Source organism: Helicobacter bilis ATCC 51630 (assembly GCF_000686565.1).
GTDB classification, from domain to species: Bacteria; Campylobacterota; Campylobacteria; order Campylobacterales; family Helicobacteraceae; genus Helicobacter_A; species Helicobacter_A bilis.
The window spans coordinates 15,544-39,728 of the sequence record NZ_JMKW01000017.1 but is presented as its reverse complement, the minus strand read 5'-3'; the positions used below and the strand labels follow the sequence as shown (position 1 = coordinate 39,728).

The window sequence follows — 24,185 nt, the reverse complement described above, 5'->3', positions numbered from 1 at the left end:
TGCAATGCAACTTTAGATCTTAATTCTCTCTTAAAACATAAATGTGAATCTCACGCCAAAGTCCTAATTACACCTTGCACCAATGTTATGTTAGAATCTGAAAGATAGAAATGGAGCATAAATGGATTTTTTTACCGCAGTTTTTGATGCACTCGCCACTACGCAAATTGATTTAAAATTACAAAAAGTAGAATATTTGCAGGCAAATTTCTACACATATAATATGCAGCATGATATTGAAATTAAGAGTATAAAAACACCTTCTTATGCCCCTTTCTGCAAGGTTATACACCCTACGCGTTTGCAAAGACCAAAGGGCGGAAACTCAAAAGAAGCCCTAGCAAAAATCCTGCATTCAGTCGCACATATAGAATACAATGCGATCGATTTAGGGCTTGATGCGGCATATCGTTTTCGACATTTACCGCTTGAATATTATTATGATTTTATCACTCTTGCTGGTGAAGAGGTTTTGCATTTTAAGCTTTTAGAATCTTTACTAAAAGAGATCGGGTATAACTATGGGGATTTTTTCGTGCATGATAATCTGTTTTGCGCTATGCAAAGCACACAGACTTTAATTGATCGTATGGCACTCGTGCATAAGGGCTTAGAAGCCTTAGGACTTGATGCAAATCCATTTGTAAGAAAGAAGATAGAACAAGCACAAACACCGCTAAAATCACAGATTCTTGCTGCACTTGATAGAATCTTACATGATGAAATAGGGCATGTCTCAAAAGGCGTAAAATGGCTCAATTACGCACAAAAGCTTTATAACGACAATCGCAGTTTATGTGAGATATTGCAAGGCTATGACTTTAATATCATAGGCAAGATTCCAAATATAGAGGCAAGACTAGAGGCTGGATATAGTATGCAAGAAATAGAATCTTTGCAGCAAACTTTAAGGTAGTCACTAAAATATAAAAGCTTGTAAAACTTTGTAAGAAAAAGAATCTGTAAAATATGAGTTAATATTGCAATGATTTTGGCTTATATTATGCTGGATATTATATCTTATGAAAAGACACAGTATGCCATTACCATTCATGATAACCATAGTGGTTACAGCTATTGCGGATGGGATTTTAGAACTTAAAGCATTCCATCAATATTATTATTGTGTAGAAGCCTCAATGGTCAGTGCTATAAGATTTGATGCTGCTGGGCTTATAAAATACCATTGCAGGTGGAGAGTCATCTTTATTACATTGTGTCACTTGGATACTTATATGCTAGGCTCATAATGCGGATTCAGTATATTTCATCTAGAATCTTTGTGATATGGAAGTTTTTGTATTGGTGTAAGAACTTTAATTTTATTATTTTAGATGTATATATATGCCAGTATTCTGTATTTACCATCCACTCTATATTTGATTTAATACCGCCCGAATTCGCTAAAATCATGGAAAGATATTGCAATAACTTAGATTAAAGTATTGAAAAGTGCGATTTATCATGTTTATGTGGAATCATAAGAAGGTGTTAGCCAAATAAATGCAAGGTTGTTTTGGATTGCATTAGAATTAACCGAAATCTATATAGTTTGGTTCGAATGATTTGCAAGTCTTTAGCGTTTAAGCAGTGTTTACTTACCATCACTCATGAAAAAACATAAAATCATTATCTTGCTTACTCAATGAAATACAATCTCACTAAATTCTAAGATAAAGCATACTGAGGGTTAAGAAGTTGATATAAAATTTAGATATAATGAGAACTTATAAAGCATGTTTTAAAGATTCTAAGTCTAGTTTCTTTACATAGTTGAATACAACAATACTTTATCACATAAGCTCAAGGAAATATATGGATTTTTTAGCTAATCTTTTTCAAACTATCACTTCACTCATTCATATAGACCAGATTGTGTTTTTGTTGCACGACTCACCTTTTATTTATATTATTACAATTGCTTTATTTTGCTGTGTGATGCTGCTTATGAGTGTGTTTTCATCATATAAGATTCTAAATTTACAGATATTATTTGCTTGGATTCTCTCTTGTGTTATAACCTTTATCTATCTTGTCAATTCACACACGGATATGGAGCAGATAAAGCTTAGTGCTGCACTTCACTCACAAATTATTTTATCATTTTCTAGCATTATTATATTGCTTGTATTTTATCTCTTGGGATTAGTTAGCACAAAGCCTTTTAAGGCTAGGAAAAATTTTGGACGACATGCATGGTGGGTTAGCATTGTCCGCTTTATTGTTGTGCTTGCATTTTGTTGCGTGTTTAATATCGGCTTATTTGTAGCTTCTGCTTTGTTTTATTTGTAGCAAAATAGAGAATCCTTTGCTATAATACCACGATATTTTTACAAAAGCCTTGTAACCTTAAAAACAGATTAAAAATATGGAGAATTGAAGTTTGAATTTTTCAGTGCCTGCTACCAGTGCAAATTTAGGACCGGGATTTGATTGTCTAGGCATATCATTAGGGTTTCGCAATTATTTTAGCATAGAAGAAGCAAAAGAACAGCATATTACCATCAGCGGTGAAGGGAAGATGAATCCACATTTCACGCAAGATAATACATTTGTAAGAATCTTTATGCACACATATAAAAAGCTTGGTGGCAAGTCCCAATTTCACTTTACATTTCAAAATAATATACCTGTGGCAAGGGGCATGGGATCATCGAGTGCTATTATCGTTGGGGCGATTTTTAGTGCATTTAAAATGGCAGGAAAGATACCAAATAAAGATGAAGTATTAAATCTTTCTTTGCATCATGAAAATCACCCTGATAATATCACACCAGCGACTATGGGTGGCTTTAATGCAAGTTTTTTAAAGACACATAATAATAAATCAAAAGTAGTCTATTTGCGACAAAATATGCCAAAGAATCTTAAAGCTGTGATGGTAGTCCCCTATCAGCCTATGTCTACTAAAAAAGCAAGAGGCGTATTGCCAAAAGCTTATAGTGTGCAAGATTGTGTCTTCAATCTCTCTCATGCTTCGGTTTTAAGTCTTGCCTTTGGTATGCAAAGATGGGATTTACTGCGTGAGGGCTCACTTGATAGAATGCACGAGCAAGTTCGTATGGCAACCTTTCCCATACTTTTTGAGATTCAAAAACATGCTTTGCAAAATGGTGCGCTTATGAGCACACTCTCTGGTAGTGGCTCTTCTATGTTTAATCTATGTCATAGCGATGATGCAAGGCGATTAGCAAAGCAACTTATTTCTAGATTCTCAAAATTTCGCATTTTAACACTTGATTTTGACAATGATGGTGTTAAGATTGAGAAAGGATAGGTGCATGTGAGTAAGGTTACACGATACTATGCTACAAAAAGTGTGCGTATGTGTGTTGCATGCAGACAAAGGGATTTGCAAAAAAATCTCATACGATTTAAGGTTTTAGAATCTGCATTGCAACTTTATGATGGTAGCGGGCGGAGTTTTTATGTATGCTATATGTGTTTGCCACAACGCAAAACACAGCAAATTATTAAAAGGATTGTTAAAAAAGCAGAGAATCTGCAAGAACAAATCGAGGAGATAGCACAAATATGTCAAAAGTAAGTATTAAAGAAATCGCAGATGAAGCTGCAAAAAATCCAAAAGATATACTCGATAAAGCTAAAGAGCTAGGCTTTAAAGTGCGGAATGTATCAAGCACCATTACGACAGAAGAAGCAGAAATGCTTTATAACTACATTACAACAGGAAGTTTGCCTGATGGTTTTGTGCCAGCGACTGAAAAAACAAAGGCTAAAAAAGATTCTAAGGCTAAACAAACAGATAAAAATGATGACGCACAAACTGAAGCAGAAACTGACATTACAGCACAAAAAGCCACAAAAAAGCAAAAATCAACCAAAAAAGATACGCAAGAAATATTAAACAAAGATGAAACACAAGCTACACCAAAAGCGGTGCAAACAAGCGATATTAAACCTAAAAAATCTATCCAGATTGTAAGAAGAAGTGATGAAGAGCCACAAAAAGTAGCAGCTAAAACACAAACAGAAAATACGATAAAAAAAGAGCAATCCAGCACAGATATCATCGAAACAACAGCTCAAGAAACCATACACACAGAAACAACATTAAAAGAAACAAAGCAAGAAGCACCAATAAAGCCTATAGAATCTACACCAAGCACAGAGGCAAAAAGAGATTCTGAACTCCCACAAGGGATAGACCCAAGTCAGTTAAAAAAACCACGAATAAGTGCAATCCGTGTAATCAGTAAAAATGACGAAGTCCAAACTACAAGCAAAAAGAAAGATGATTCAAATTCTAGTTTGCGTAGTGCTACACAAATACTTGATACCTTAAAGAATGTTGAACGCAAAGAAAAGGTAAAAAAGAAAAAGGACAAAAACACAAATAAACCGCAGCAAAAGCACTCTTCACACATCATCAGCATGGAACGCGATATGGGTGGCTTTGGCTATGATGATGAGCAAGATGAAATCATGCTTATTGATTTATACGAAGATAATAGCCCAAAAGAGAGTTTTGAAGAAGAAAGGGTGAAGAAAAATGAGTTAAACGATAAGATTAAAGTCAATCGCTATAGCCCATGGATAAGAGAGGGATCAATTGCTAGACCTTCAAAAGGCAAGGGTAAAAAAATGCGTAATAATAAAGGTAAAGAACAAACTGAAGCCATCACTTCACTTGTATTACCTGAAGAGATACGCGTATATGAGTTTGCTGAAAAGGCAAATCTAGAGTTAGGCAATGTGCTTGGCAAACTCTTTTTGCTTGGTGTGAAAATGCTAAAAAATGACTTCCTTGATAAAGATACAATCGAGATTCTAGCAAGTGAATACAATATTGATGTAAGTATTCAAGCAAATGTGCCTTTAGTCGAAGAGGAAGAGATTATAGAATCTGATTTAGAGCATAGACCGCCTGTTGTTACGATTATGGGGCATGTAGATCATGGTAAGACTTCACTATTAGATTATATTAGAAACTCACGCATTGCAAGTAGCGAGTCAGGGGGTATTACCCAGCATATTGGTGCATATATGGTGCAGAAAAATGATAAATGGATAAGCTTTATTGACACACCCGGACATGAAGCGTTTGCACAAATGAGAAGTCGTGGCGCACAAGTTACAGACATAGCTATCATTGTAATAGCCGCAGATGATGGGGTAAAACAACAAAGTATTGAAGCCCTAAACCACGCAAAATCTGCGAATGTGCAAATCATCATCGCTATGAATAAAATGGATAAAGAAGGTGCAAATCCAGATAAGCTAAAAGCAGAGTGTGCAGAGCTTGGTTTTACACCTATGGATTGGGGCGGTGAATATGAGTTTATCCCTATCAGTGCAAAGACAGGTGAAGGTATAGATGTGCTTTTAGAGACAATCCTTATACAAGCAGAGATTCTAGAATTAAGGGCAAGTAAAAAAGCTAAGGCAAAAGCTATCGTGCTAGAGGGTAGTCAGCAAGTAGGTAAAGGATCTGTAGCGACTATTATCGTGCAGCAAGGTGTGCTAGAAATCGGGCAAAGCATTGTAGCAGATACTGCCTATGGTAAGGTAAGGACGCTAAAAGATGATACAGGCAAAAGCATTACTAGACTAGAGCCAAGCGGTGTAGCACAAATCACTGGACTTTCAGAAGTGCCAAGTGCAGGTGCATTATTGCAGGTGGTAGAAAATGATTCTATCGCAAGAGAGATGGCAAACAAAAGAAGTGCATATTTAAGGCAAAAACAATTAAGCAAAAGCACAAAAGTAACCTTTGATGAGTTAAGCTCAATGGTGGCAAAAGGACAGATTAAAAGTGTGCCTGTTATCTTGCGTGCTGATACGCAGGGAAGCCTTGAAGCTATTAAAGCAAGCCTAGAGGGATTAAATAACCAAGAAGTAGAAATCAATGTCATCAGCTTTGGTATCGGTGGAATCACACAAAGCGATCTAGACTTAGCAAATGCAAGTAGCAATTGTGTCGTGTTAGGCTTTAATGTCCGCCCAACAAATGAGATTAAAAACCTTGCAAAAGATTTAGGTATTACCATTAAAAGCTATGCGATTATTTATGATTTAATCGATGATATGAAAGCCTTACTCAGTGGGCTTATGTCGCCTATTATCGAAGAAGAAGTTGTGGGTAATGTGAGTGTAAGAGAGACTTTTGTGGTAGCAAAGCTTGGGACTATTGCAGGTTGCATGGTGCTTGATGGCAAGGTTGAAAAGAATTTAAGTGTGAGAGTTTTACGCAATGGTGTAGTGCTATGGAGTGGCAAGATAGCAAGTCTCAAACGATTTAAAGATGATGTAAAAGAGGTGAGTAAGGGCTATGAATGCGGCATTATGCTTGATGGCTTTAATGATATTTTGGCACAAGATGAATTTGAAATCTACAAAGAGATTGAAAAACAAAGGGTGCTGTGAGATTTGGATTCCATATATGTTTAGGTACTATAAACTTTGACTCCTAAACCTCATGCACTTGTTTAGATAAAAGTCAAAAGTTATATTTTCATCAGCATTGAGAAATATGCTTGAGTTTGCGGTTGTGCTATGATTATTAGCAGCAAACACATCAATATCCTTTGCCACTTTTTTTGCGTAAAACATCCCCCAATATGCTCTTGTCTCTCTCCTTTTATTATTGCATGAGAATCCCCCTATAGATTCTGTAAAGCTCCCCCCCTCCACACTCTTATCCCCCCCCCCCCTCCAATAGATTTACTGCTATCTTTCCTACTCTTAGTGCATTATCTACACCTACATTTAAGGTATAAGAGTTGTATTATTTATTCTATGAAGTTGACACAAGACATAAAGACAAAGGCACAAGCGATAAAAATAAATTGTATATCGAAAACAATACGCTACAAGGAAAATCCGCACACAATATAAATAGGCACTATGTCGTAACTCAAATACATAGAAACTTATCTTACAAAAAGGATTAAAATGAAAAAATAGCATTTTGCTTTTGGTAAGGAGCATATATGGCAATGGTATAGGGTAGATTGCGCATATAAGCAGAATATAGAATCATTATTTGAACATTGTAGTCCTTTAGAACAAAAATTTATAGAAGAGGCAAAAAAGAATACGATGGGAATAATTGGACAGAATTGCAAAAATGGGTTGGTTGTAGCACTCCACAAAGAGTGATTATAAAGACTAAGGATATACAAGAAGCCCATGAGGCTTCTATTCAATATATGGGTAAAGAATGGCTGTTTAAGAAACTTCCGCTACAAAACTTTAAAAAAGACATAGGGTGATAACTCTTGTGTCAAACTTGTATGGAAAGGCAATACATATTTGGAAATATACTATGGTTTTGATATGAAAACTCAATGTGATTATGTGTATTTTTTCGATATGGGTAATGACAACATTGCTATCGTAAAAGGGTAGTGATGTTGCTTGTAAAAGAAACTTGTCATAACCCAAATTAGAAAGAATATACAACGAAAACAATGGTTTTACTCTGTATCTACCTATGTGGGTTATATGCAAATAATTTGGATATAGTAGATTCTAAAGGTAGGAGTTTTTGGGACAAAAGATTTGTTATGTATGACACAAATACATCATTGATGATAAAAACTTGTGAGAACAAAGAATGGTTTGAGGAGCAGGGATTGCAATTTGATAGAGAAAGCAGGAGTATAATAGCTTATACCCCTATGGAACGCATAGTTTTGGAAATACAAGATTCTAATACTTCAGGGAAATAAATTTATTTTTCTGTTTGCTGATGTTATGAAATATAATCCTAAAGATAAATATGGTTTGGAGTTTTTAGACGATAATTCGATTTCAATGGTGTATATTTGGGAAGTGCGAAAAATATGTGCTATGTCCGAAATAATGATAATAAACAAAGTAACATAAAAACACTTAATCAAGGCGGTATCTCAAAAATACTACGGGGAGATAGACAAAGACACGGGGTAAACATAATATCCCCTATCTATACCGATAAAGATTGCACAAATACAATAGAATCCACTACGCAGAGAAAGCTATGGCGATAATGGCGAGATAGATGCGGCTAAAAAAGATACAAGATTCTTTCAAAACTTAGAATCTTTAAAGCAAGAATATAAAGAAGTTTTAGATTCTATGCACTATAAATTAGATTAAAACACAATATCCAAACCTAATTGTCCAATACGATACAAAGCAAAGTCATACTTTATTGGGTCTTTAGAATCAAAGGATTTTAGTGTATGCGTGATTTCTTTTACTGCCTTTAGATTATAAGATTTAGTTTTACAAAGTCCAAGTTGCTTTGAGATCTTAAAAGTATGAGTATCAAGTGGTAGCAATAAATGCGATGTATCTACTTCGTGCCATAGCCCAAAGTCAAGGTTATCCTTGCGGATTAGCCATCGTAAAAACATATTGTATCGTTTGCGTGTGGATTGCATATTGCAGGGATTGCCAAATAAAAATTGCAATCCATAACTCTGAATCTTGTGTGCGTTTATAAAGTCATTTGCTAGTTTTTCAATACGATTGATGGCATGTAAAATATCAAAATGTTTTGTATAAGATTCTAAAAATAGCGATTTAATACCGCCCTTTTTGATAAAATCAGCAATGATGAGAAAACAATTTTTAGTATCTTCTCGTGTTTGGAATCTGTAATATGGAAACAAATCTAGTGGCATATCTTTTATAGAATCTGCGTCAATCAAGCAAGAAAAGGGCATATAAGAGAGATTTTTTACAATCATTTGTGCGTTACCATAGGCATATAAAGCACAGAACAAGCACAACTCATCAAAATATATAAAATCTCTATGTTTGTGGGCTATTTGCAATGGGTCTGGGTGTGAATGCAAGTATATTTGTGCGTTAAAAAGAGAGTATTGTGTGTCTAGGAATTGTTTTAGTTTCCTGTTATATTGCATAAAATTCCTTATCATTACTAGAATCTATAAAATTTTATCATTAAGTCTTGACTATTAATAAAATTTTCTATATAATTATATCTTTATTTTTACTTCATTCCGGATTAGCTCAGCGGTAGAGTAGGTGGCTGTTAACCACTTGGTCGCAGGTTCGAATCCTGCATCCGGAGCCATTCATTATCCCCTTTTTTGACTTCAAATTTATTTGTTACAATTTTCTATAATATTAAATCGAGATAGAATTTACACCATACTTTACATCTGAGCACGATATTATTGCCATTACAAACAACATTGAAATATTCATTATTAATAAAAAGACTGACGAATATAAAGTCTAAAAAGAGCGACATTAAAACATGCCGCAAAGATTTGAAAGAGCTAATTATATATTAGCTGTTAGAGGGGATAACAGAAACTTTTTTTCTGTATTTATCTTTTTGTTGGAAACTCACAATACCATCGATAAGCGCATAAAGCGTATGGTCTTTGCCCATGCCGACATTATTTCCTGCATGCACCTTTGTGCCTCTTTGTCGCACGATAATATTCCCTGCTCTTACAAATTGAGAACCAAATTTTTTAACGCCCAACCTTCTTCCTGCAGAATCTCTATTATTCTGCGTACTACCCTGACCTTTCTTGTGTGCCATCTAACATTCCTTACTTAATGATATTTGTTACTTTTACGCGTGTAAAGTCTCGTCTAAAACCTCGTTTTGTTTTGCTGTCTTTACGCCTTCTTTTCTTAAAGGTAATAACCTTTTTGCCTCTACCTTCATTAATAACCTCTAATTCCACTTTTGCGTTCGCAATAAATGGATTCCCTACGACCAAATCCTCACCATTTACGATAGCAAGGACTTCACTAATTTCTAGCTTTGACTTTGGCTCAAGGCTCAATTTATCAAGTAGAAGTATATCTCCCACTTGTGCCTTGTATTGCTTGCCTCCGTTCTTAAATATAACTTGCATAGCTATCCTTTAAAAAATGTAAAACCACTATTATACTATCATTTTCTAATTTTTACCTTAAAAACCACAAAAAAATGACACAATCATAGAATCTTTATTGCACAGAATCTCACAAAAGAATCTATGCAAAATCAGCATATACTAACGCACTTCCCCATGTGAAACCAGAGCCAAAGGCATCAAGCAATAATAAATCTCTGTGCTTAAACTTACCACTTGTATAAGCATCATCAAGTGCCATAGGAATGCTTGCTGCAGAAGTGTTACCATATTTTTGCACGGTTAGGATAATCTTTTCATCAGGGAGGTTAAGCGTATTTGCGACCGATTGTATAATGCGTAAATTCGCTTGATGTGGCACGAAATAATCTAGGTCTAATGCGCTCATATTATTGTGTGCTAAAATATCTTGTGCGTCCTTTGCGATTGTCCTTACTGCTACCTTAAATACTTCATTGCCTTTCATTTTTAAGACTTGATTTTTACTCTCTTCTTCATCTATGCTAAACATGCTTAGAGCTTCGTTTTGTGTGAAAGTATTGAATCTTTTTGGAGTGCAAAGCAGGTGTGAAAACTGCCCATCAGAAGAAATGTGAATATCTTTAATGCCGACTTTATCCCCTCTCCCAACGACACAAGCCCCAGCCCCATCACCAAATAAAACACAGGTTGTTCTATCGGTAAAATCAAGCACAGCACTCGTCTTTTCAGCACCTATTATAAGGACATTTTTATACATTCCGCTTTCTACATATCCTTTGGCTGCAGATAAGGCATACACAAAACCCGTGCAAGCTGCAGTTATATCAAATGCAGGGACATCAGCAATGCCAAGCTTTGTAGCGATAATACAAGCGGTTGAGGGCATGGCAAAAAAGTCTGGATTAATGGTCGCACAAAGGATTAAATCAATATCTTTTAGACTAAGATTTGCTCTCTTAATAGCAATCTTAGCAGCTTCCACGCCTAAATCACTACTCATCTGTTCTTTATCTGCAAAATAGCGTGTTTTTATCCCCGTGCGTTGTGTAATCCACTCATCATTAGTATCTAAGAATTGCGTAAAAAAATCATTCGGGACACAATTGCTAGGGACATAAGAGGCGATAGACTTGATAGAGGCATAGAACATATCTTCTTCCTTAAAAACACTTGTAACGATACATATTGAAGCAAAAAATGAAATGCTTACAACACAATGGGCTTTAAAACACTATAGCCATTATATTATCACTTTTTATCGTTGCATAGACTGAAATGCTTCTGCAATTTTATCACATATTTTTGAATCACACGCTTCAATAGCCTGATAAATTGCACATTCCATAGCCCTAGCATTACTCTTGCCATGACTAATAATTACAGGCTTTTTAATGCCAAGCAGGGGAGCACCGCCATATTCTGCATAATCAATCTTTGTTTTCAACGCTTTGAATGCTGACTTTGCAAAAAGATAGCCTAAAGAACTCATAAAAGACTTTTTAATCTCAGCCTTTAATATCGTGCTAATAGAGCTTGCGACACCCTCACTTGCTTTTAGCACAAGATTCCCTATAAAGCCATCACATACGATAACATCAACAGAGCCATTGAATATGTCTGATCCTTCAACATTGCCTTTGAAAAAGTTATATTCTCTCAATAATTGAAAGGTTTGCTTTGTGAGTTCATTGCCTTTAGAATCTTCCTCGCCATTTGATAAGAGTCCAACGCTAGGTGTTTCATAGTGCAAAACATGTTTTGCGTAATGAAAGCCCATTAATGCAAAATCGACAAGATATTCAGGCTTACAATCTGTATTTGCACCTGCATCAAGTATAATGCTGCATCGATTCTCTATCGTTGGCATACAAGTGCATATAGCGGGACGAGAAACGCCTTTTATCCGCCCAATTTGCAAGGTGGCCAAACTCATTGTAGCGCCACTATGTCCTGCGCTGACACATGCGACCGCTTCACCATTCTTTACAAGCCCAATGGCATGATATATAGAAGTGGTTGTGCGTTTGTTTGCATCGCTTGCTTTCTCTTCCATACGCACATAGTCATCAGTATGCAATAACTCAATGCGTTGCAATATATCACTTGAGAGATTCTTAGAATCTAAAGAAGTTTTTAGCAACGCAGTATCGCCTACTAAATATGCCTTAAAGTTTCTATTTTGCAATGCTTGCAACAAACCGCATACGACAGGCTCAACGCCATTGTCAGCACCCATTGCATCTAATGCAATCTGTAACATAATGCCCTAACTATAAGATTGTGTAAATTTATTAATATGGTGCGGTAGTTTCCAGCTACCATCTTTATCTTTTACCGGTGTTGCTAGTCTTACTTTGTAGTGCGTTCTTCTCTTTGCCGCTCTAGTTTTACTCACTCTTCGCTTAGGAACAGCCATGACTTACTCCTTAATATTATAATCTAATCGTATAGATTCTATCTCGCTCGCTAAAACAAAATCAAAATCTATGAAACCATCAAAAAACTCAATCACATCAAGTGAATTGATGACTTTTGATTGGCTTTGTGCCTCCCAGATTCCATCTGAAAAATACAAAACCAACGATTCATCAATTTCAGCACTAAACTCATTTCCACTCAAAGAGCAAATAAGCTGCAAATTCCCCTTAATATTACCACGAAATACCGCAAGTTTAGAATCCTGCCGCATAATCTCGCCTTGCAATTCTATATGTTCGTTTTCAAATATAACTTCACTCTGCTTTTTATCAAGTATTAAATGGATTTGCTTTGGCTTTTCTGTGATTTTTCTAAACTCAATCCGCACAAAAACCGCCTATTTGCCAATATGCTAAAATACCTTATAGTATCTTACTTTTTGCGAAGAAAAAGGCTATCTCAATAGCCGCATTTTCTTTAGAATCGCTCCCATGCACAGCATTTGCATCAATGCTATCTGCAAAATCAGCGCGTATAGTCCCGGGTGCTGCTTCTTTAGGATTTGTAGCGCCCATAAGCTCCCTATTTTTCGCAACCGCATTATCTCCCTCTAACACCATAACAACCACAGGACCACTTATCATAAACTCCACAAGATCATTATAAAAAGGGCGGTCTTTATGCACTGCATAAAACTCTTTTGCTTCGCATTTGCTTAACTGCACTTTTTTTGCTGCCGCAATACGCAAACCATTGTCTTCAAATCTTGTGATAATCTTACCGATAACATTCTTTTTCACCGCATCTGGTTTAATAATAGATAGTGTTTGTTCCATAACTTCCCTTTAATTCACAAATATTCATCAGTCACCACTAGACTGATAAAAATTAAAAGTATGTATTCTACCCTAAAAAATGTTAAAAATCAAGATATGCCGATGATAGACACTTCTTTTTATGGAAACATTATCTAGTTATGGATTCTTAAAGACAATAACACAACTTTACTTTTTGTAAAACTTAAAATAGACTATCTAACAGATCAAAAAATTCTTTTAAAGATGGAATACTTTTTTTGCCTTTTTGGCTTTCAAAACCAGAACATATATCAAGCAGCATGGGCTTTAGTGTGAGTATATTTTCTAGATTTTTTGCTGAGATTCCCCCTGCTAACCATAGATTTCCCTCTAAAATCTTATGCTTTGCTAGAAAATCTTGTATAGCCACAATATCTATATCACATCCACTACCCGCACTACTATCCCATAAGGCAAAATGTGTTTGCAATCCTTTTTCTACATGCAATAGTTCCTTATAGTTGATAGATGGATAAAAGGGTAAAAGCCCTGCATTTAATCTCGCATAAAGTGTATGCAGGGGATATGGTCCATAAAAAGATTCAATATCTTTTACAATCTCACTTTCAATGCAAAATGATATAGGCATATCATGCAGTTGCAAGCAGTCAATAAGTCCTTCTTCTAAATACCTTACACCGACCTCAACACACTCATGTGTAACCACACCTACCCTTAAAGGCATAGAATCTTTATGTGTGCTAAACGCTTTTTGTGCTTCTTGTAGAAACTTTCTATCCACATAACGCATACTCTTTGGCGTTAGGATAAAGCCTAGCATATCAGCGTATTTCACACTCTCTTTTAAAAACTCTAAATCATTAATACCGCATACTTTAATGAGTGGTTTATAGCACTCTTTTTGCATTGAGTGATTTTTTGTATAGAATCTTTGCAGTAAAGTAGCAAATATAGCCTTATTTGCACCGATACTGAATGCTTGTTTTAATCCGTGTATGACGCTGTGGTGTGGTGCATGTTTAGAATCTAGGTTCTGTAAAAATTCGCCCTTGTCTATACAATTTGAACGATTGGCTGAATTGTGATGAATAGTCATATCGCTTAGATAACTCCTACCCCCTAATTCAGCCAAAGCATCCAAAGCCACAGAGCAACTGCTAGAATTTGTGGTTGTGTTTGCGTGGCTTGTTGGTCTAGAATCTACATGATAAGACAAATCTAAATCCCCACTAGATTCTAAAAAAGCTTCTTTTTTATCAAGCTGCTCTACTAAAAAACTGCCGCATAAAATCCCTTGAAATCCACCACTCCCAGCCATAAAGCTATCATACTCTGATTGTATGCCAGATTCAAAGATAACAGGTATATGCTTTGGAATCTGTGCGCGTAGCTTCATCGCTTCCATTTTATTGATTTGAAAGGTTTTGAGATTCCGCGTATTAATGCCTACAATAGCTTTTTGAAGATTTAAATCCTTAATCAGATTGTATTCAGCAAGTGTGTGAATCTCTATTAATGGTGTGAGATTATAGGCTAAGAGTTCACCATATATAGCACAAAAAGATTCCATATCATCAACAAAAAGTGCCACTATAAGCAGCACCATATCAGCCCCAAAGAGATAGCTAACTCTTGCTTCATCTTTATGTAAAATGAAATCTTTACGCAAGATACAAGCCTGTGGAAATGCCCTTTTAATCGCATATAAATCCTGCAAACTTCCTTGAAAGTAGTCTTCCTCACAAAGCACAGAAATTGCATTTGCCCCTTGATTTATGTATATCTGTGCGAGTTTTGTTGGCTCTGTGATGGTGCTGATATGCCCTTTTGTAGGGCTTTTTCGCTTCACTTCAGCAATAACAAATGGGGCAGATTTATCATTAAGCAAAGTGGGGCAAATCAGTGGAAACTCCCTTTTTTGCGGTAAATCATATCCAAGCGATATGCCCTTTTCCTGCATTTTTCTTTTTTTTGTTTCGCATATTTGAGTGAGAATCTCAATGCCATCAATTTGTGGTTGCATGTAATCCTTTGCATGTATAATAGAAATCTTGAAACAAAATTTTACACAAACTTCGTTTGTAAATACAACTAACACTATATATTTTATTCACACAAATCACAATTAAAAGTATTTTGTTATAATCTTAGCATGTAGCCTGTATTGTCATGTTTGTATAATAAATCTGTGATTGGGCTACAAATGTTTATAATTGTTAGGAGAGATATATGCAAGAGTTAAATCATAGCAATTTTTCGAGTATGACAAGTGAAGGTATCGTGATAGTCAATGTCGGGGCAAGCTGGTGTCCTGACTGCAAACGCATTGAGCCGATCATGACAGCATTAGAAAATGAATATAAGGATAGAATCCGTTTTTTTAAAGTCAATTTTGATACAGAAGAGCAACTCAAAGATTCACTACAAATTAGGAGAATCCCAACACTCATTTTCTACAAAAATGGCAAAGAAGTCGCTGAAAGACTAGTCGAGCCAAAAAGTCAAGCAGAGATTGAGAAAGTCGTGCAACAAGTGCTATAAAAATAGCATGATAATAACACTTTGAAAAATCACTCATTGTATGTAGAATAAGCATATATGGGGTGATAGCACGAAATCACCACTTGGTTATAAAAAACTAAGCATGACTATACTTTAATAACAAAGATTATGTACAAAACTCTACTATCAGCATACTTCTGAATGTCTATATGAAAAGTATATAAGGCTAAATAAATCGCAATTTCACATATTAAAGTCAGCCAAACAATCTAGAATCTTTATGTCGTTTTTTACAATTCGCGTGCAGTTAAAAAGAAGATTTATCAAACTATATTTTTGCAAAATATTTTTTCAAAAATAGCTTGTTTTATTATATTAGCAATGAGTGGATTCTCGCTGCTACATTATATTTTAAAGCATTATCACACAATAAAACTCAAAGAAAATACCATAGAAAAACGCAAGGAATCTTATGTGGCTAGTAAAGAGCAGCTTATAAAAGAGCATAGTGCGTTAAAAGCGCAATGCAAACAATATAAACTCCCCTTTGTTGAGATACAAGAAGATTATGAAAATGAAATGCAAGGCGTGGTTGTGATGTGGGCAATGAGTGATAAATAAATGTAGATTCTCAAATATATTGTGGTGACTAAGGTGGATTCATAAAGGCAATGAACACCAACTCACTCTCGTCAAAGAAAAGCAAGAATTATTTTCCATACTACGATGAGTTTTAAAAAATTAAGTGCTTATACAATGGAATCTTAATTGGACACAAAAAACGCTTTGTGCGATACAATATAATTATACTTGTAAAGCTCATATTTTTTTTGAGAACAATATTTTCAAATAAAATAGTCTAAAATAGATTCTACCTTATCACATATAAGTTAAATTTACTTGAGCAATGCCATCATTCTGGGATTAATGTTTTTTGCATACCAGATTCTTTAATTTTGCTTTTAGCTTTTTTCTAAAAATATTCGGTTCTCTTTTAGCGCTTAGAATCTTATGCCATGTGTAGGGTGATATACTTCTAAATACTGCATATTTTGTTAATTTACCTATAAAGCTTTCTTCAATCCAAGTTTCTATGCAGCATGTATCATAGTATTTGCTATACCATTCTAGTTGCTTATGTGTTGGGTTTATGCTTATTATTGATTTTGCTGCTCTATCTTGTCTTAGCGTAATATAGAGTGCTTGATTGCCGTATTGACTAGCTACAAAATTGCCGTATGTTTCAAACTCACTAAATCCAGAAGCACTAAGTTGGCATTCATCGATGCTTTCTAAAATCGCTTCAAAAAATAACTTATTATGTGTTTTTTCTATACGAGAAATAAGCTCACACATAATAGAATTATTTATCATCATGTGTTCCACAATAAAACTAAAATCAACCGCACGCATTAAAATGCTTATAGAATCTTGCTTATAAATGGGTATTTGAAGTCGTTTTAATGTGTCAAAATATGGCTTATGAATATAATCGTGTTTTGCAAAATATGTAGTAAGGTTTTCTGGTTTTTCTTGTTGCAATTTTTCATGATGAAAAAACATCATATCGTTTAAAGCAATACAATCTGCGTCCCAAATAAGATAATATGGAGTAAAAATAGGGCAACAATCACCCCCCCCCCCCATGTCTAACAAGGCATTACTTGTTTTATCATTTGAGTTCGCAAAAGTTGCATATCCCATTTTAAGAAATTGCTGTAAATACCAGCCGCTTCGCCATATAGCCGCATTTTTGGATTCCATATATTTTTGAATGACTTCAAGACTTAGATTCTTGTAGATTTTATCCTCATCAAAAATATAGATTTTTTCTTGTATATTCTGCGATAAATTTAAAATAAGATTTGCATTATTGCTACTTGTTATAATATGTATCTGTTGTGGTTTCGTGTGGTTATATAATCTTTCTAGCATAGGTGCTAGATTGATATTATCTAATTGTTTTAGGCAAATTAAAACATTAAACATTGTGTTCCTTATGTGTAGAATAGAGTTATATTATATCTGCATATTATGTATTTTTAAGTTCTCGCTTTGTTTTTACAACCTTAATACCCAATTCTAAACCTTACTATTGCTGTTTTGTTGTTTTAAAATCTCTTAGAAAACCTGTCATACCATGATAACCTTTTCGCAATACTACATTGCATTTTTATAAATTATTTGCATAAACATGTATTTTTTTTGTTAAGATACAGCCTTTATAGAATCTTCGCAAATCTAATAATAAAGGCATATAGTGAAAAGCGGTAAAAAAGGGGTGAGGCGGATTATTGGGGCTTTCTTTTTTTTCTCTAGCGGGATTAAAGGCTTGTGTGAGTGAAGAAGTCTCATTTCGACAAATCCTTATTGTGTTTGTGTTATTTTTCATTATTGCGTGTTTTTTGGGGCGTGATTTTTTTGAGATTGCTTTTTTAGTTTTGCCTTTGTTTTTTATGGTATTTGCGGAGTTAGTGAATACAGCTATTGAAAAGATTATTGACCTAGTCCAGCCTACATTTCATCCACTTGCACGAGATGCAAAGGATATTGGCAGTAGTTTGCAGTTTGTTTGTATGTTGTTTGCTGCTTTTATTTGGGGTGGCTACTTGCTTGTTCGTTTTGTGTTATAGAATCTTTAAGGATAACTTTTGTTTGTTTCAGATGATGAGAGTAAAACGATATGTGCGCGTTTTAATACTATAAAGCCACCTTCAAATGCTATTATTATCGAGGGGCATTGGGATAGCTTCGTGCAGCAAGCCTACATTACTGCCTTGCGCGCTCAAGTGCAAAAATACACAGGCGATATTCACATTGTATTTCAAAATGCAAGGGTTGGCATTATCTTCATGCTACTTTTGCGTAATACTTTAGAATCTAGTCAAATAGAAGATGTGTATATCTATGTTGATAGTATGCAGACTACGCGTCTTACCTCTTTTCTCTTATCAGAGCGTTACACACTGCTTCTTAATGGTGAAGTCTATAACGCCATAGAAAATAATGACAATGCTATAATGAAAGAAGTATTAAGCACGCCATATAGACCAAAAAGGCTTAATATTTTTTCTAGCTTTTTTAGCTTTATAGGGCAGTGGTGTGTTAGTTTTTATCAAACCGCTTTATCGTTTTTTAACTTCATGGGTATGTTTTTACATTTCTTTATGCTTGGTTGTTTAAAACCATCAAATTTTCGTTTTAAATCCCTTATTTATCATATCTATGAGCAAGGCTTTAAGGCGTTGCCTGTTGGGCTTATGACCTCACTTATTATCGGCTATGCAATCACACTGCAAGGGGCATATCAGCTAAACTCTATGGGTGTGCCAATTATGAGTGTTGATACGACTGCAAAGCTTGCTTTGCGTGAGATGGGACCATTTATCCTTGCCTTAGTGATTGCTGGTAGAAGTGCATCAAGCTTTACCGCACAGCTTGGGTCTATGCGACTTACAGAAGAGTTATCTGCTATGAAAGCTATGAATCTTAATATATTCTATTTTCTCATTATCCCTAGAATCTTAGCCCTTATTATCGTTATGCCTTTAATGGTATTTGCTGCTGATGCGATTGCACTTTTTGGTGGTATGGTAGCGATTAAGACAAGCATTAATATTGGCTTTGAGACTTATTTAGAAAGATTCTATGAAACGGTGTCGATTACGCATTTTTGGATAGGCGTGGTAAAAGCCCCTGTATTTGGTGCGATTATTGGCATTGTTGGGTGCTTTCGTGGGTTGGAATGCAGGGGTGATACACAATCTATTGGTAAAATGACAACCATGAGTGTTGTGAATGCGATATTTTGGATTATCATGGCAAATGCGATTTTCTCTTTCATTTTCACAAGGTATAATCTATGAGTAATATCGTTGAAGTTAATAATCTCACTACACATTATGGCAATACGCTGATACATGATTCTATAAGCTTTCATGTGAAAAAGGGGGAAATTTTCTCTATACTTGGTGGCAGTGGAAGTGGTAAAACGACACTTTTACATACGCTTATATTCTTGCATAGACCAACTTCTGGGAGTATTAATATCCTTAATACTGATATTTGGAAGTTAAAAGATTCTAAAAAGCATACTATTATGCAAAAAATGGGCGTTGTATTTCAGTTTGGCGCTCTCTTTAGCTCTTTAAATGTGCTTGAAAATGTAACAAGTCTGCTTGAAGAATACTCATATTTTCCATCAAACCTATATCCTGAAATAGCAAAGTTTTGGCTACATAATGTAGGGCTTGATTTAAGTGTATGCAATAAATATGTGAATGAATTAAGCGGCGGTATGAAAAAAAGAGTGGCACTAGCTAGGGCATTATGCACAGAACCTGAGATTCTATTCTTAGATGAGCCAACAAGTGGGCTAGATCCTGCTAGTGCATGTAAATTTGATGATTTAATTGCTTCTTTAAAAGAGAAGTTTGGCGTAACGATAGTTATGATTACACATGATTTAGATAGTATAAAAGATGTAACTGATAGATTTATCTTGCTTGGTAATAAAAAGATTGAATTTAGCGGCACACTAGACGAGTTTGCAAAAGAAGCAAATAATGGTTTGCATCAAAATAGCCTTTTTCATTCTACGCGTGGTGAGAAATATTGGAAATATAAATAAAGGATTTGTATGGAGAGAAATATTAATTATACACTTATTGGGCTTATTTTTTGTATCTTAACGATTGCAATGATTGCATTTATCTTTTGGATTGGTCGCTTTGGCATTGATGATAGAAGAGTAAAGATTTATCATGTCTATACGCAAGATGAGGTAGGGGGCATTAGTGTCAATACACCTGTAAAATATAAAGGCATTAGTGTGGGAAGTGTAACTCACATGGGATTTAAAAAAGATGATGTAGGTGTTGTGCAAATTGATGTTGCTATTAATAAAAAAATACCTGTAAGAGAAGGGTCTGAGCTAGTGATAGATTCTGATGGATTTGTGGGTATGAGCTATCTAAAACTAAAACAAAATGAAAAAGGAAATATCATTAAAGATGAAGATGAAGCCACACTCTATCTAGCAAAAAATGCCATTGGTAAATTGCTAGAAAATGCACAAGGCATGACAAATGATATACAAGATATTGTAAGTAATGTAAAAAATATCACAGATAGCAAAAACATTGAAGACATACGCAATATGCTTATTTCACTGGAGGGCACAAAACAGAATCTTGATAAGACTCTAAATAGTGCAGATAAGCTTTTAAGAGATTTAGATAGGGCATTATTACGCGGTGATTTTAATGTGAAAGAGATTCTAACACCACTTATCAATAAAAGCGGATATAGTTTGCAAACGCTAAATTCTTTCCTTGAGAAAGCAAGTCTGTTTATGGATAGAATGGAGCGAGACCCTTATGAAACACTACTTGGAAAACGAAACTAAAGGAGTAAATATGCGATTAAATCTTATGCAAGGATTCTATATCATCTTAGTTGTAGCCTTACTACAAGGTTGCTTAAATGTGAATCTAAAGTCAGTCCTGCCAGACCAGACTTTTTATAGCCTTGATAATGTAGAATTAGAAAATCAATGCAAAAAGAAGCAAGATAGCTTTGCTTTACAAGTGAATGCCCTCTCACCCTATGATAGCAAGGATATTTTACTCTATAATGAGAAAAATGAGATTAAGGTATTGCCAAATTATAAATGGATTGATTTACCAAAGAATATGACAAGAAATGCTTTCATAAAGATTGCGTCAAATCATTGCTTACAAATAGATCAGAATCCACCTTTAAGTCAGCGGCTAAATACTTTGCGAATTAGTATTAATGACTTATATGTAAAAGGCACAAATGATTATGAAGGGCGTGTATATCTTACTTATGAGCTTTTGGGCTATGATATGAAACGCATAAAAGAAGGTAGTATAACAACCTCTGCAAGGGGAGAAAATCCAGCCATCACCCTGCAACATGCTATGAATGAAGCACTACAAAAAATCGCTAAAGAGATAAAGAAATAGCATTTTAAAAAAGTATTTAATAAATAACAATAAAATTGCAATTATTTTTGAAGGATTCATAAATGACACATGAAAACTATAATCCAGCCGCAATAGAATCTAAATGGCAGAAAATATGGCAAGAAAGTGGCGTATTTGAGCCAAGCAACGACTTTTCAAAACCTAAAAAATACATTCTCTCAATGTTTCCATATCCAAGCGGGGCAATCCACATGGGACATGTGCGAAACTACTGCATAGGCGATGCGATGGCCAGATATTATCGCATGTATGGTTATAATGTATTGCACCCAATCGGCTTTGATGCCTTTGGTATGCCCGCTGAAAATGCCGCTATAAAGCATAAAATCCACCCAAAAGATTGGACTTATAGCAATATGGAGGTTATGCTAAAAGAATTACAAACTATGGGATTAAGCTTTTCAAAAGAAAGAGTTTTAGAGACTTGTGATCCAATATATAGCAAATATGAGCAAGAGTTTTTCATAAAAGCATGGCAAAAAGGCTTAGTCTATCGCAAAAAAGCCTTTCTTAATTGGTGTCCAAATGATTTAACCGTGTTAGCTAACGAGCAAGTTATCGATGGTAAATGTTGGCGTTGTGATACCCCTGTGGTGCAAAAAGAAATGTATCAATACTATCTTAAAATCACAGATTATGCAGAAGAGTTACTCAATGATTTAGAATCTTTAGAGGGTAAATGGCCCTCACAAGTCTTAAGCATGCAAAGAAATTGGATAGGGAAGTCTAGCGGCTTATCTTTTTCATTTGAGTTATGCCAAGATTCTAAAAATCTGCTAGATAATAAAATCAACACACTAGATGTTTATACCACAAGGGCTGATACAATCTATGGTGTGAGCTATTGTGTCATCGCACCGGAACATAGCATAGTCGATTGTCTTATTGAAAAAAATGTATTAGCAAAAAATGATATAGAAATAATCAAAAATATCCGCAATCAAGCTGAAAAAGAGCGATCAAAAGCTGATAAAATAGGCATATCTCTCCCCATTTTTGTCCTGCACCCACTCACACAGAAAAAGATTCCCGTATGGATTAGCAACTTTGTGCTTATGAGTTATGGAAGCGGGGCGGTTATGAGTGTGCCAAGCCATGATGAAAGGGATTTTGAGTTTGCAAAAAAATATAATCTAGCCTTACTGCCCGTCATAGAAGCAAAGGGCGAAAATGATGGCATACATAAGCCAAATACAGAAGATGGAATCTTGTGTAATAGTGATAAATTCTCAGGGCTAAATAGCAAGGAAGCAAGGGAGAAAATCATCGCCCTTTTTGAAGAAAAAGGCATAGGCAAAAAGACTACAAACTATAAACTAAGAGATTGGGGCATATCACGCCAACGCTATTGGGGGACACCTATACCACTTATCCACTGCCCACAATGTGGCGTGGTAGAATCTAATGTTCTGCCCGTTGAATTACCAAATGATATTGAGATAACAGGGGAAGGCAATCCACTTGAAAAACATGCAACTTGGAAATATACAAAATGCCCCAAATGCAATACAGATTCTATAAGAGAGACTGATACAATGGATACTTTTGTAGAATCTAGCTGGTATTTCCTGCATTACACAACACCAAAGGAATTGCGTAAAGACAAAGCCTTTTGTGCGGAATCTCTGCAATATTTTATGGAGGTAGATGAGTATATCGGTGGAATTGAGCATGCGATTTTACACCTTTTATACGCGAGATTCTATACCAAAATGCTACGAGATCTAGGCTATATTAGCTTTAGTGAGCCTTTCTCACATTTACTCACGCAAGGCATGGTGCTAAAAGATGGAGTGAAAATGTCAAAAAGTCTAGGCAATGTAGTAGAGCCGCGACATATTATAGAATCTTATGGAGCAGATACTGCAAGATTATTTATCCTTTTTGCTGCACCATCTAGCTATGCGCTTGATTGGAATGATAATAGTGTGGTTGGGTGCTATAAATTTATTTGCCGTCTCATTGATAGAAAAGTGCGTGTGAAAAAGTGCGAGACATTACCAAAAATAGACACACAGAATCTAAGTAAAGATTCCAAAAACGCAAGACTAAAAGTATATGAAGCCCTGCAAAAACAGCAAAATATATTTAATAAAAAGATTGAGGGCTATCCATTTAATGTCGTAATTGCTGCGTGTATGGAAGCACATAATGCTTTGTCTGCACAAGATAATGATTTAGTTTTCACAGAGGGCTATTTTATATTGCTTCATATTTTAGAGAATTTTATCCCGCATATTGCAAGTGAGCTTAGTCAAGAGTTGTTTAATCTCGCAAATTTTGCACCTATTGAGATTGATAAAGATGCTTTCAAGCAAGATGAAATCACCTATGCAATTAGCGTTAATGGAAAGAAACGCGCTGAAGTTATGATGCCTACAAATGCCACAAAGGAAGAAGTCATCAATGCTGCTAAAAGCGTAGCAGAAAAATGGCTTACAAGTGAGATTAAAAAAGAAATCTTCGTGCCGAACAAATTAGTCAATTTTGTGGTGTAGGGTTAGATTCTAATAAGTCATCATATGAGACAAGGCAGAATATTATGTAACCCAAAAACATTTAGATTCTAAAAAAAGTTTTTTTATCTATGGTTTGCATAATTC

The 24,185-nt window shown here is 35.2% G+C and carries 26 protein-coding genes and 1 tRNA gene; 16 read left to right on the top strand and 11 right to left on the bottom strand.

Going from position 1 to position 24,185, the window contains the following annotated elements:
* The first annotated feature begins 121 nt into the window (after positions 1-121).
* The 5 genes from T368_RS0104615 (at position 122) to infB (ending at position 6,387) form a co-directional block, all read left to right on the top strand.
* Positions 122-916 carry a ferritin-like domain-containing protein gene (locus tag T368_RS0104615; protein WP_004085760.1) on the top strand — a complete coding sequence of 265 codons (795 nt, stop codon included), beginning with the start codon at positions 122-124 and terminating at the stop codon, positions 914-916.
* 899 nt (positions 917-1,815) lie between these two features.
* A complete protein-coding gene (locus tag T368_RS0104605) occupies positions 1,816-2,292 on the top strand; it encodes a hypothetical protein (protein ID WP_004085762.1) in 477 nt (158 codons plus the stop codon).
* Positions 2,293-2,383: 91 nt separating this feature from the next.
* Positions 2,384-3,277: a homoserine kinase gene (gene thrB / locus T368_RS0104600; RefSeq protein ID WP_004085764.1), complete on the top strand. Its 894-nt coding sequence runs from the start codon at positions 2,384-2,386 to the stop codon at positions 3,275-3,277.
* Between the two features lie 6 nt (positions 3,278-3,283).
* Positions 3,284-3,547 (top strand): DUF448 domain-containing protein, encoded by a 264-nt coding sequence (locus T368_RS0104595; protein WP_004085769.1) that lies wholly within the window; start codon positions 3,284-3,286, stop codon positions 3,545-3,547.
* Positions 3,535-6,387, top strand: a complete 2,853-nt coding sequence (infB, locus tag T368_RS0104590; RefSeq protein ID WP_004085771.1) for a translation initiation factor IF-2 — start codon at positions 3,535-3,537, stop codon at positions 6,385-6,387. Before T368_RS0104595 ends, infB begins: the two co-directional genes overlap by 13 nt.
* A gap of 27 nt (positions 6,388-6,414) precedes the next feature.
* Here the strand turns inward: infB and T368_RS0104585 are convergent, their stop codons facing one another.
* Entirely contained in the window at positions 6,415-6,654 is a 240-nt protein-coding gene (locus T368_RS0104585; RefSeq protein WP_027338323.1) for a hypothetical protein, read from the bottom strand.
* Positions 6,655-7,082: 428 nt separating this feature from the next.
* Between T368_RS0104585 and T368_RS15365 the strand changes: the two genes are divergently transcribed.
* Together T368_RS15365 and T368_RS16580 are read left to right on the top strand one after the other, a co-directional pair.
* Positions 7,083-7,235 (top strand): hypothetical protein, encoded by a 153-nt coding sequence (locus tag T368_RS15365; protein ID WP_005217119.1) that lies wholly within the window; start codon positions 7,083-7,085, stop codon positions 7,233-7,235.
* Between the two features lie 294 nt (positions 7,236-7,529).
* Entirely contained in the window at positions 7,530-7,694 is a 165-nt protein-coding gene (locus tag T368_RS16580; protein WP_230455605.1) for a hypothetical protein, read from the top strand.
* 405 nt (positions 7,695-8,099) lie between these two features.
* Here T368_RS16580 and T368_RS0104560 read toward each other — a convergent pair whose 3' ends face one another.
* Complete coding sequence (locus T368_RS0104560) at positions 8,100-8,876, bottom strand: TIGR02757 family protein (RefSeq protein WP_004085774.1); 777 nt, start codon at positions 8,874-8,876, stop codon at positions 8,100-8,102.
* Between the two features lie 98 nt (positions 8,877-8,974).
* On the opposite strand from T368_RS0104560, the gene T368_RS0104555 reads away from it, so the two are divergent.
* A tRNA-Asn gene (locus tag T368_RS0104555) sits at positions 8,975-9,049 on the top strand.
* 219 nt (positions 9,050-9,268) lie between these two features.
* Here the strand turns inward: T368_RS0104555 and rpmA are convergent.
* From rpmA to trpF, 8 genes are all read right to left on the bottom strand, one after another.
* Positions 9,269-9,529 carry a 50S ribosomal protein L27 gene (gene rpmA / locus T368_RS0104550; RefSeq protein WP_004085775.1) on the bottom strand — a complete coding sequence of 87 codons (261 nt, stop codon included), beginning with the start codon at positions 9,527-9,529 and terminating at the stop codon, positions 9,269-9,271.
* A gap of 10 nt (positions 9,530-9,539) precedes the next feature.
* Positions 9,540-9,851, bottom strand: a complete 312-nt coding sequence (gene rplU / locus T368_RS0104545) for a 50S ribosomal protein L21 (protein WP_004085776.1) — start codon at positions 9,849-9,851, stop codon at positions 9,540-9,542.
* Positions 9,852-9,972: 121 nt separating this feature from the next.
* Positions 9,973-10,983: a beta-ketoacyl-ACP synthase III gene (locus T368_RS0104540; protein WP_004085777.1), complete on the bottom strand. Its 1,011-nt coding sequence runs from the start codon at positions 10,981-10,983 to the stop codon at positions 9,973-9,975.
* Between the two features lie 105 nt (positions 10,984-11,088).
* Positions 11,089-12,093: a phosphate acyltransferase PlsX gene (gene plsX / locus T368_RS0104535; RefSeq protein ID WP_004085778.1), complete on the bottom strand. Its 1,005-nt coding sequence runs from the start codon at positions 12,091-12,093 to the stop codon at positions 11,089-11,091.
* Between the two features lie 6 nt (positions 12,094-12,099).
* Entirely contained in the window at positions 12,100-12,249 is a 150-nt protein-coding gene (gene rpmF, locus T368_RS0104530; protein WP_004085779.1) for a 50S ribosomal protein L32, read from the bottom strand.
* A gap of 3 nt (positions 12,250-12,252) precedes the next feature.
* Complete coding sequence (locus T368_RS0104525; RefSeq protein WP_051053851.1) at positions 12,253-12,597, bottom strand: hypothetical protein; 345 nt, start codon at positions 12,595-12,597, stop codon at positions 12,253-12,255.
* A gap of 76 nt (positions 12,598-12,673) precedes the next feature.
* The gene (ndk, locus tag T368_RS0104520) at positions 12,674-13,087 is read right to left on the bottom strand and encodes a nucleoside-diphosphate kinase (protein WP_004085783.1); all 414 of its coding nucleotides are present in this window, start codon (positions 13,085-13,087) and stop codon (positions 12,674-12,676) included.
* Between the two features lie 184 nt (positions 13,088-13,271).
* On the bottom strand, positions 13,272-15,092 hold the full coding sequence (gene trpF, locus T368_RS16575; RefSeq protein ID WP_004085786.1) for a phosphoribosylanthranilate isomerase: 1,821 nt from the start codon (positions 15,090-15,092) through the stop codon (positions 13,272-13,274).
* A gap of 206 nt (positions 15,093-15,298) precedes the next feature.
* Here trpF and T368_RS0104510 point away from each other — a divergent pair, with 206 nt between their 5' ends.
* Both T368_RS0104510 and T368_RS0104505 read left to right on the top strand, forming a co-directional pair.
* Positions 15,299-15,610, top strand: coding sequence for a thioredoxin family protein (locus T368_RS0104510; protein ID WP_004085789.1), 312 nt, complete (start codon positions 15,299-15,301; stop codon positions 15,608-15,610).
* Positions 15,611-15,907: 297 nt separating this feature from the next.
* Positions 15,908-16,192 (top strand): hypothetical protein, encoded by a 285-nt coding sequence (locus T368_RS0104505; RefSeq protein ID WP_230455606.1) that lies wholly within the window; start codon positions 15,908-15,910, stop codon positions 16,190-16,192.
* 303 nt (positions 16,193-16,495) lie between these two features.
* On the opposite strand, the gene T368_RS0104500 is transcribed toward T368_RS0104505, so the two are convergent.
* Positions 16,496-17,560 carry a hypothetical protein gene (locus T368_RS0104500; RefSeq protein ID WP_027338320.1) on the bottom strand — a complete coding sequence of 355 codons (1,065 nt, stop codon included), beginning with the start codon at positions 17,558-17,560 and terminating at the stop codon, positions 16,496-16,498.
* Between the two features lie 305 nt (positions 17,561-17,865).
* On the opposite strand from T368_RS0104500, the gene T368_RS13255 reads away from it, so the two are divergent.
* The 6 genes from T368_RS13255 to leuS all read left to right on the top strand — a co-directional run bounded on the left by T368_RS13255 (position 17,866) and on the right by leuS (position 24,080).
* Positions 17,866-18,204: a diacylglycerol kinase gene (locus T368_RS13255; protein ID WP_004085796.1), complete on the top strand. Its 339-nt coding sequence runs from the start codon at positions 17,866-17,868 to the stop codon at positions 18,202-18,204.
* Positions 18,205-18,222: 18 nt separating this feature from the next.
* A complete protein-coding gene (locus tag T368_RS0104490; protein WP_004085797.1) occupies positions 18,223-19,437 on the top strand; it encodes an MlaE family ABC transporter permease in 1,215 nt (404 codons plus the stop codon).
* Positions 19,434-20,201 (top strand): ABC transporter ATP-binding protein, encoded by a 768-nt coding sequence (locus tag T368_RS0104485; protein ID WP_004085798.1) that lies wholly within the window; start codon positions 19,434-19,436, stop codon positions 20,199-20,201. Before T368_RS0104490 ends, T368_RS0104485 begins: the two co-directional genes overlap by 4 nt.
* A gap of 9 nt (positions 20,202-20,210) precedes the next feature.
* A complete protein-coding gene (locus T368_RS0104480; RefSeq protein ID WP_004085799.1) occupies positions 20,211-20,978 on the top strand; it encodes an MlaD family protein in 768 nt (255 codons plus the stop codon).
* Positions 20,979-20,988: 10 nt separating this feature from the next.
* Positions 20,989-21,561 carry a hypothetical protein gene (locus T368_RS0104475; protein WP_004085800.1) on the top strand — a complete coding sequence of 191 codons (573 nt, stop codon included), beginning with the start codon at positions 20,989-20,991 and terminating at the stop codon, positions 21,559-21,561.
* A gap of 62 nt (positions 21,562-21,623) precedes the next feature.
* On the top strand, positions 21,624-24,080 hold the full coding sequence (gene leuS / locus T368_RS0104470) for a leucine--tRNA ligase (RefSeq protein ID WP_004085801.1): 2,457 nt from the start codon (positions 21,624-21,626) through the stop codon (positions 24,078-24,080).
* The last annotated feature ends 105 nt before the right edge of the window (positions 24,081-24,185 follow it).

What these genes read in the sequence shown, in the direction of transcription:
- T368_RS0104540 (WP_004085777.1), bottom strand. Translation starts at nt 10,983, where the DNA reads ATGTTCTATGCCTCTATCAAGTCTATCGCCTCTTATGTCCCTAGCAAT.
- plsX (WP_004085778.1), bottom strand. Translation starts at nt 12,093, where the DNA reads ATGTTACAGATTGCATTAGATGCAATGGGTGCTGACAATGGCGTTGAG.
- rpmF (WP_004085779.1), bottom strand. Translation starts at nt 12,249, where the DNA reads ATGGCTGTTCCTAAGCGAAGAGTGAGTAAAACTAGAGCGGCAAAGAGA.
- T368_RS0104615 (WP_004085760.1), top strand. Translation starts at nt 122, where the DNA reads ATGGATTTTTTTACCGCAGTTTTTGATGCACTCGCCACTACGCAAATT.
- T368_RS0104560 (WP_004085774.1), bottom strand. Translation starts at nt 8,876, where the DNA reads ATGCAATATAACAGGAAACTAAAACAATTCCTAGACACACAATACTCT.
- T368_RS0104480 (WP_004085799.1), top strand. Translation starts at nt 20,211, where the DNA reads ATGGAGAGAAATATTAATTATACACTTATTGGGCTTATTTTTTGTATC.
- infB (WP_004085771.1), top strand. Translation starts at nt 3,535, where the DNA reads ATGTCAAAAGTAAGTATTAAAGAAATCGCAGATGAAGCTGCAAAAAAT.
- rpmA (WP_004085775.1), bottom strand. Translation starts at nt 9,529, where the DNA reads ATGGCACACAAGAAAGGTCAGGGTAGTACGCAGAATAATAGAGATTCT.
- rplU (WP_004085776.1), bottom strand. Translation starts at nt 9,851, where the DNA reads ATGCAAGTTATATTTAAGAACGGAGGCAAGCAATACAAGGCACAAGTG.
- T368_RS0104475 (WP_004085800.1), top strand. Translation starts at nt 20,989, where the DNA reads ATGCGATTAAATCTTATGCAAGGATTCTATATCATCTTAGTTGTAGCC.
- ndk (WP_004085783.1), bottom strand. Translation starts at nt 13,087, where the DNA reads ATGGAACAAACACTATCTATTATTAAACCAGATGCGGTGAAAAAGAAT.
- T368_RS0104510 (WP_004085789.1), top strand. Translation starts at nt 15,299, where the DNA reads ATGCAAGAGTTAAATCATAGCAATTTTTCGAGTATGACAAGTGAAGGT.
- trpF (WP_004085786.1), bottom strand. Translation starts at nt 15,092, where the DNA reads ATGCAACCACAAATTGATGGCATTGAGATTCTCACTCAAATATGCGAA.
- T368_RS16580 (WP_230455605.1), top strand. Translation starts at nt 7,530, where the DNA reads ATGTATGACACAAATACATCATTGATGATAAAAACTTGTGAGAACAAA.
- T368_RS0104605 (WP_004085762.1), top strand. Translation starts at nt 1,816, where the DNA reads ATGGATTTTTTAGCTAATCTTTTTCAAACTATCACTTCACTCATTCAT.
- leuS (WP_004085801.1), top strand. Translation starts at nt 21,624, where the DNA reads ATGACACATGAAAACTATAATCCAGCCGCAATAGAATCTAAATGGCAG.
- T368_RS0104485 (WP_004085798.1), top strand. Translation starts at nt 19,434, where the DNA reads ATGAGTAATATCGTTGAAGTTAATAATCTCACTACACATTATGGCAAT.
- T368_RS0104500 (WP_027338320.1), bottom strand. Translation starts at nt 17,560, where the DNA reads ATGTTTAATGTTTTAATTTGCCTAAAACAATTAGATAATATCAATCTA.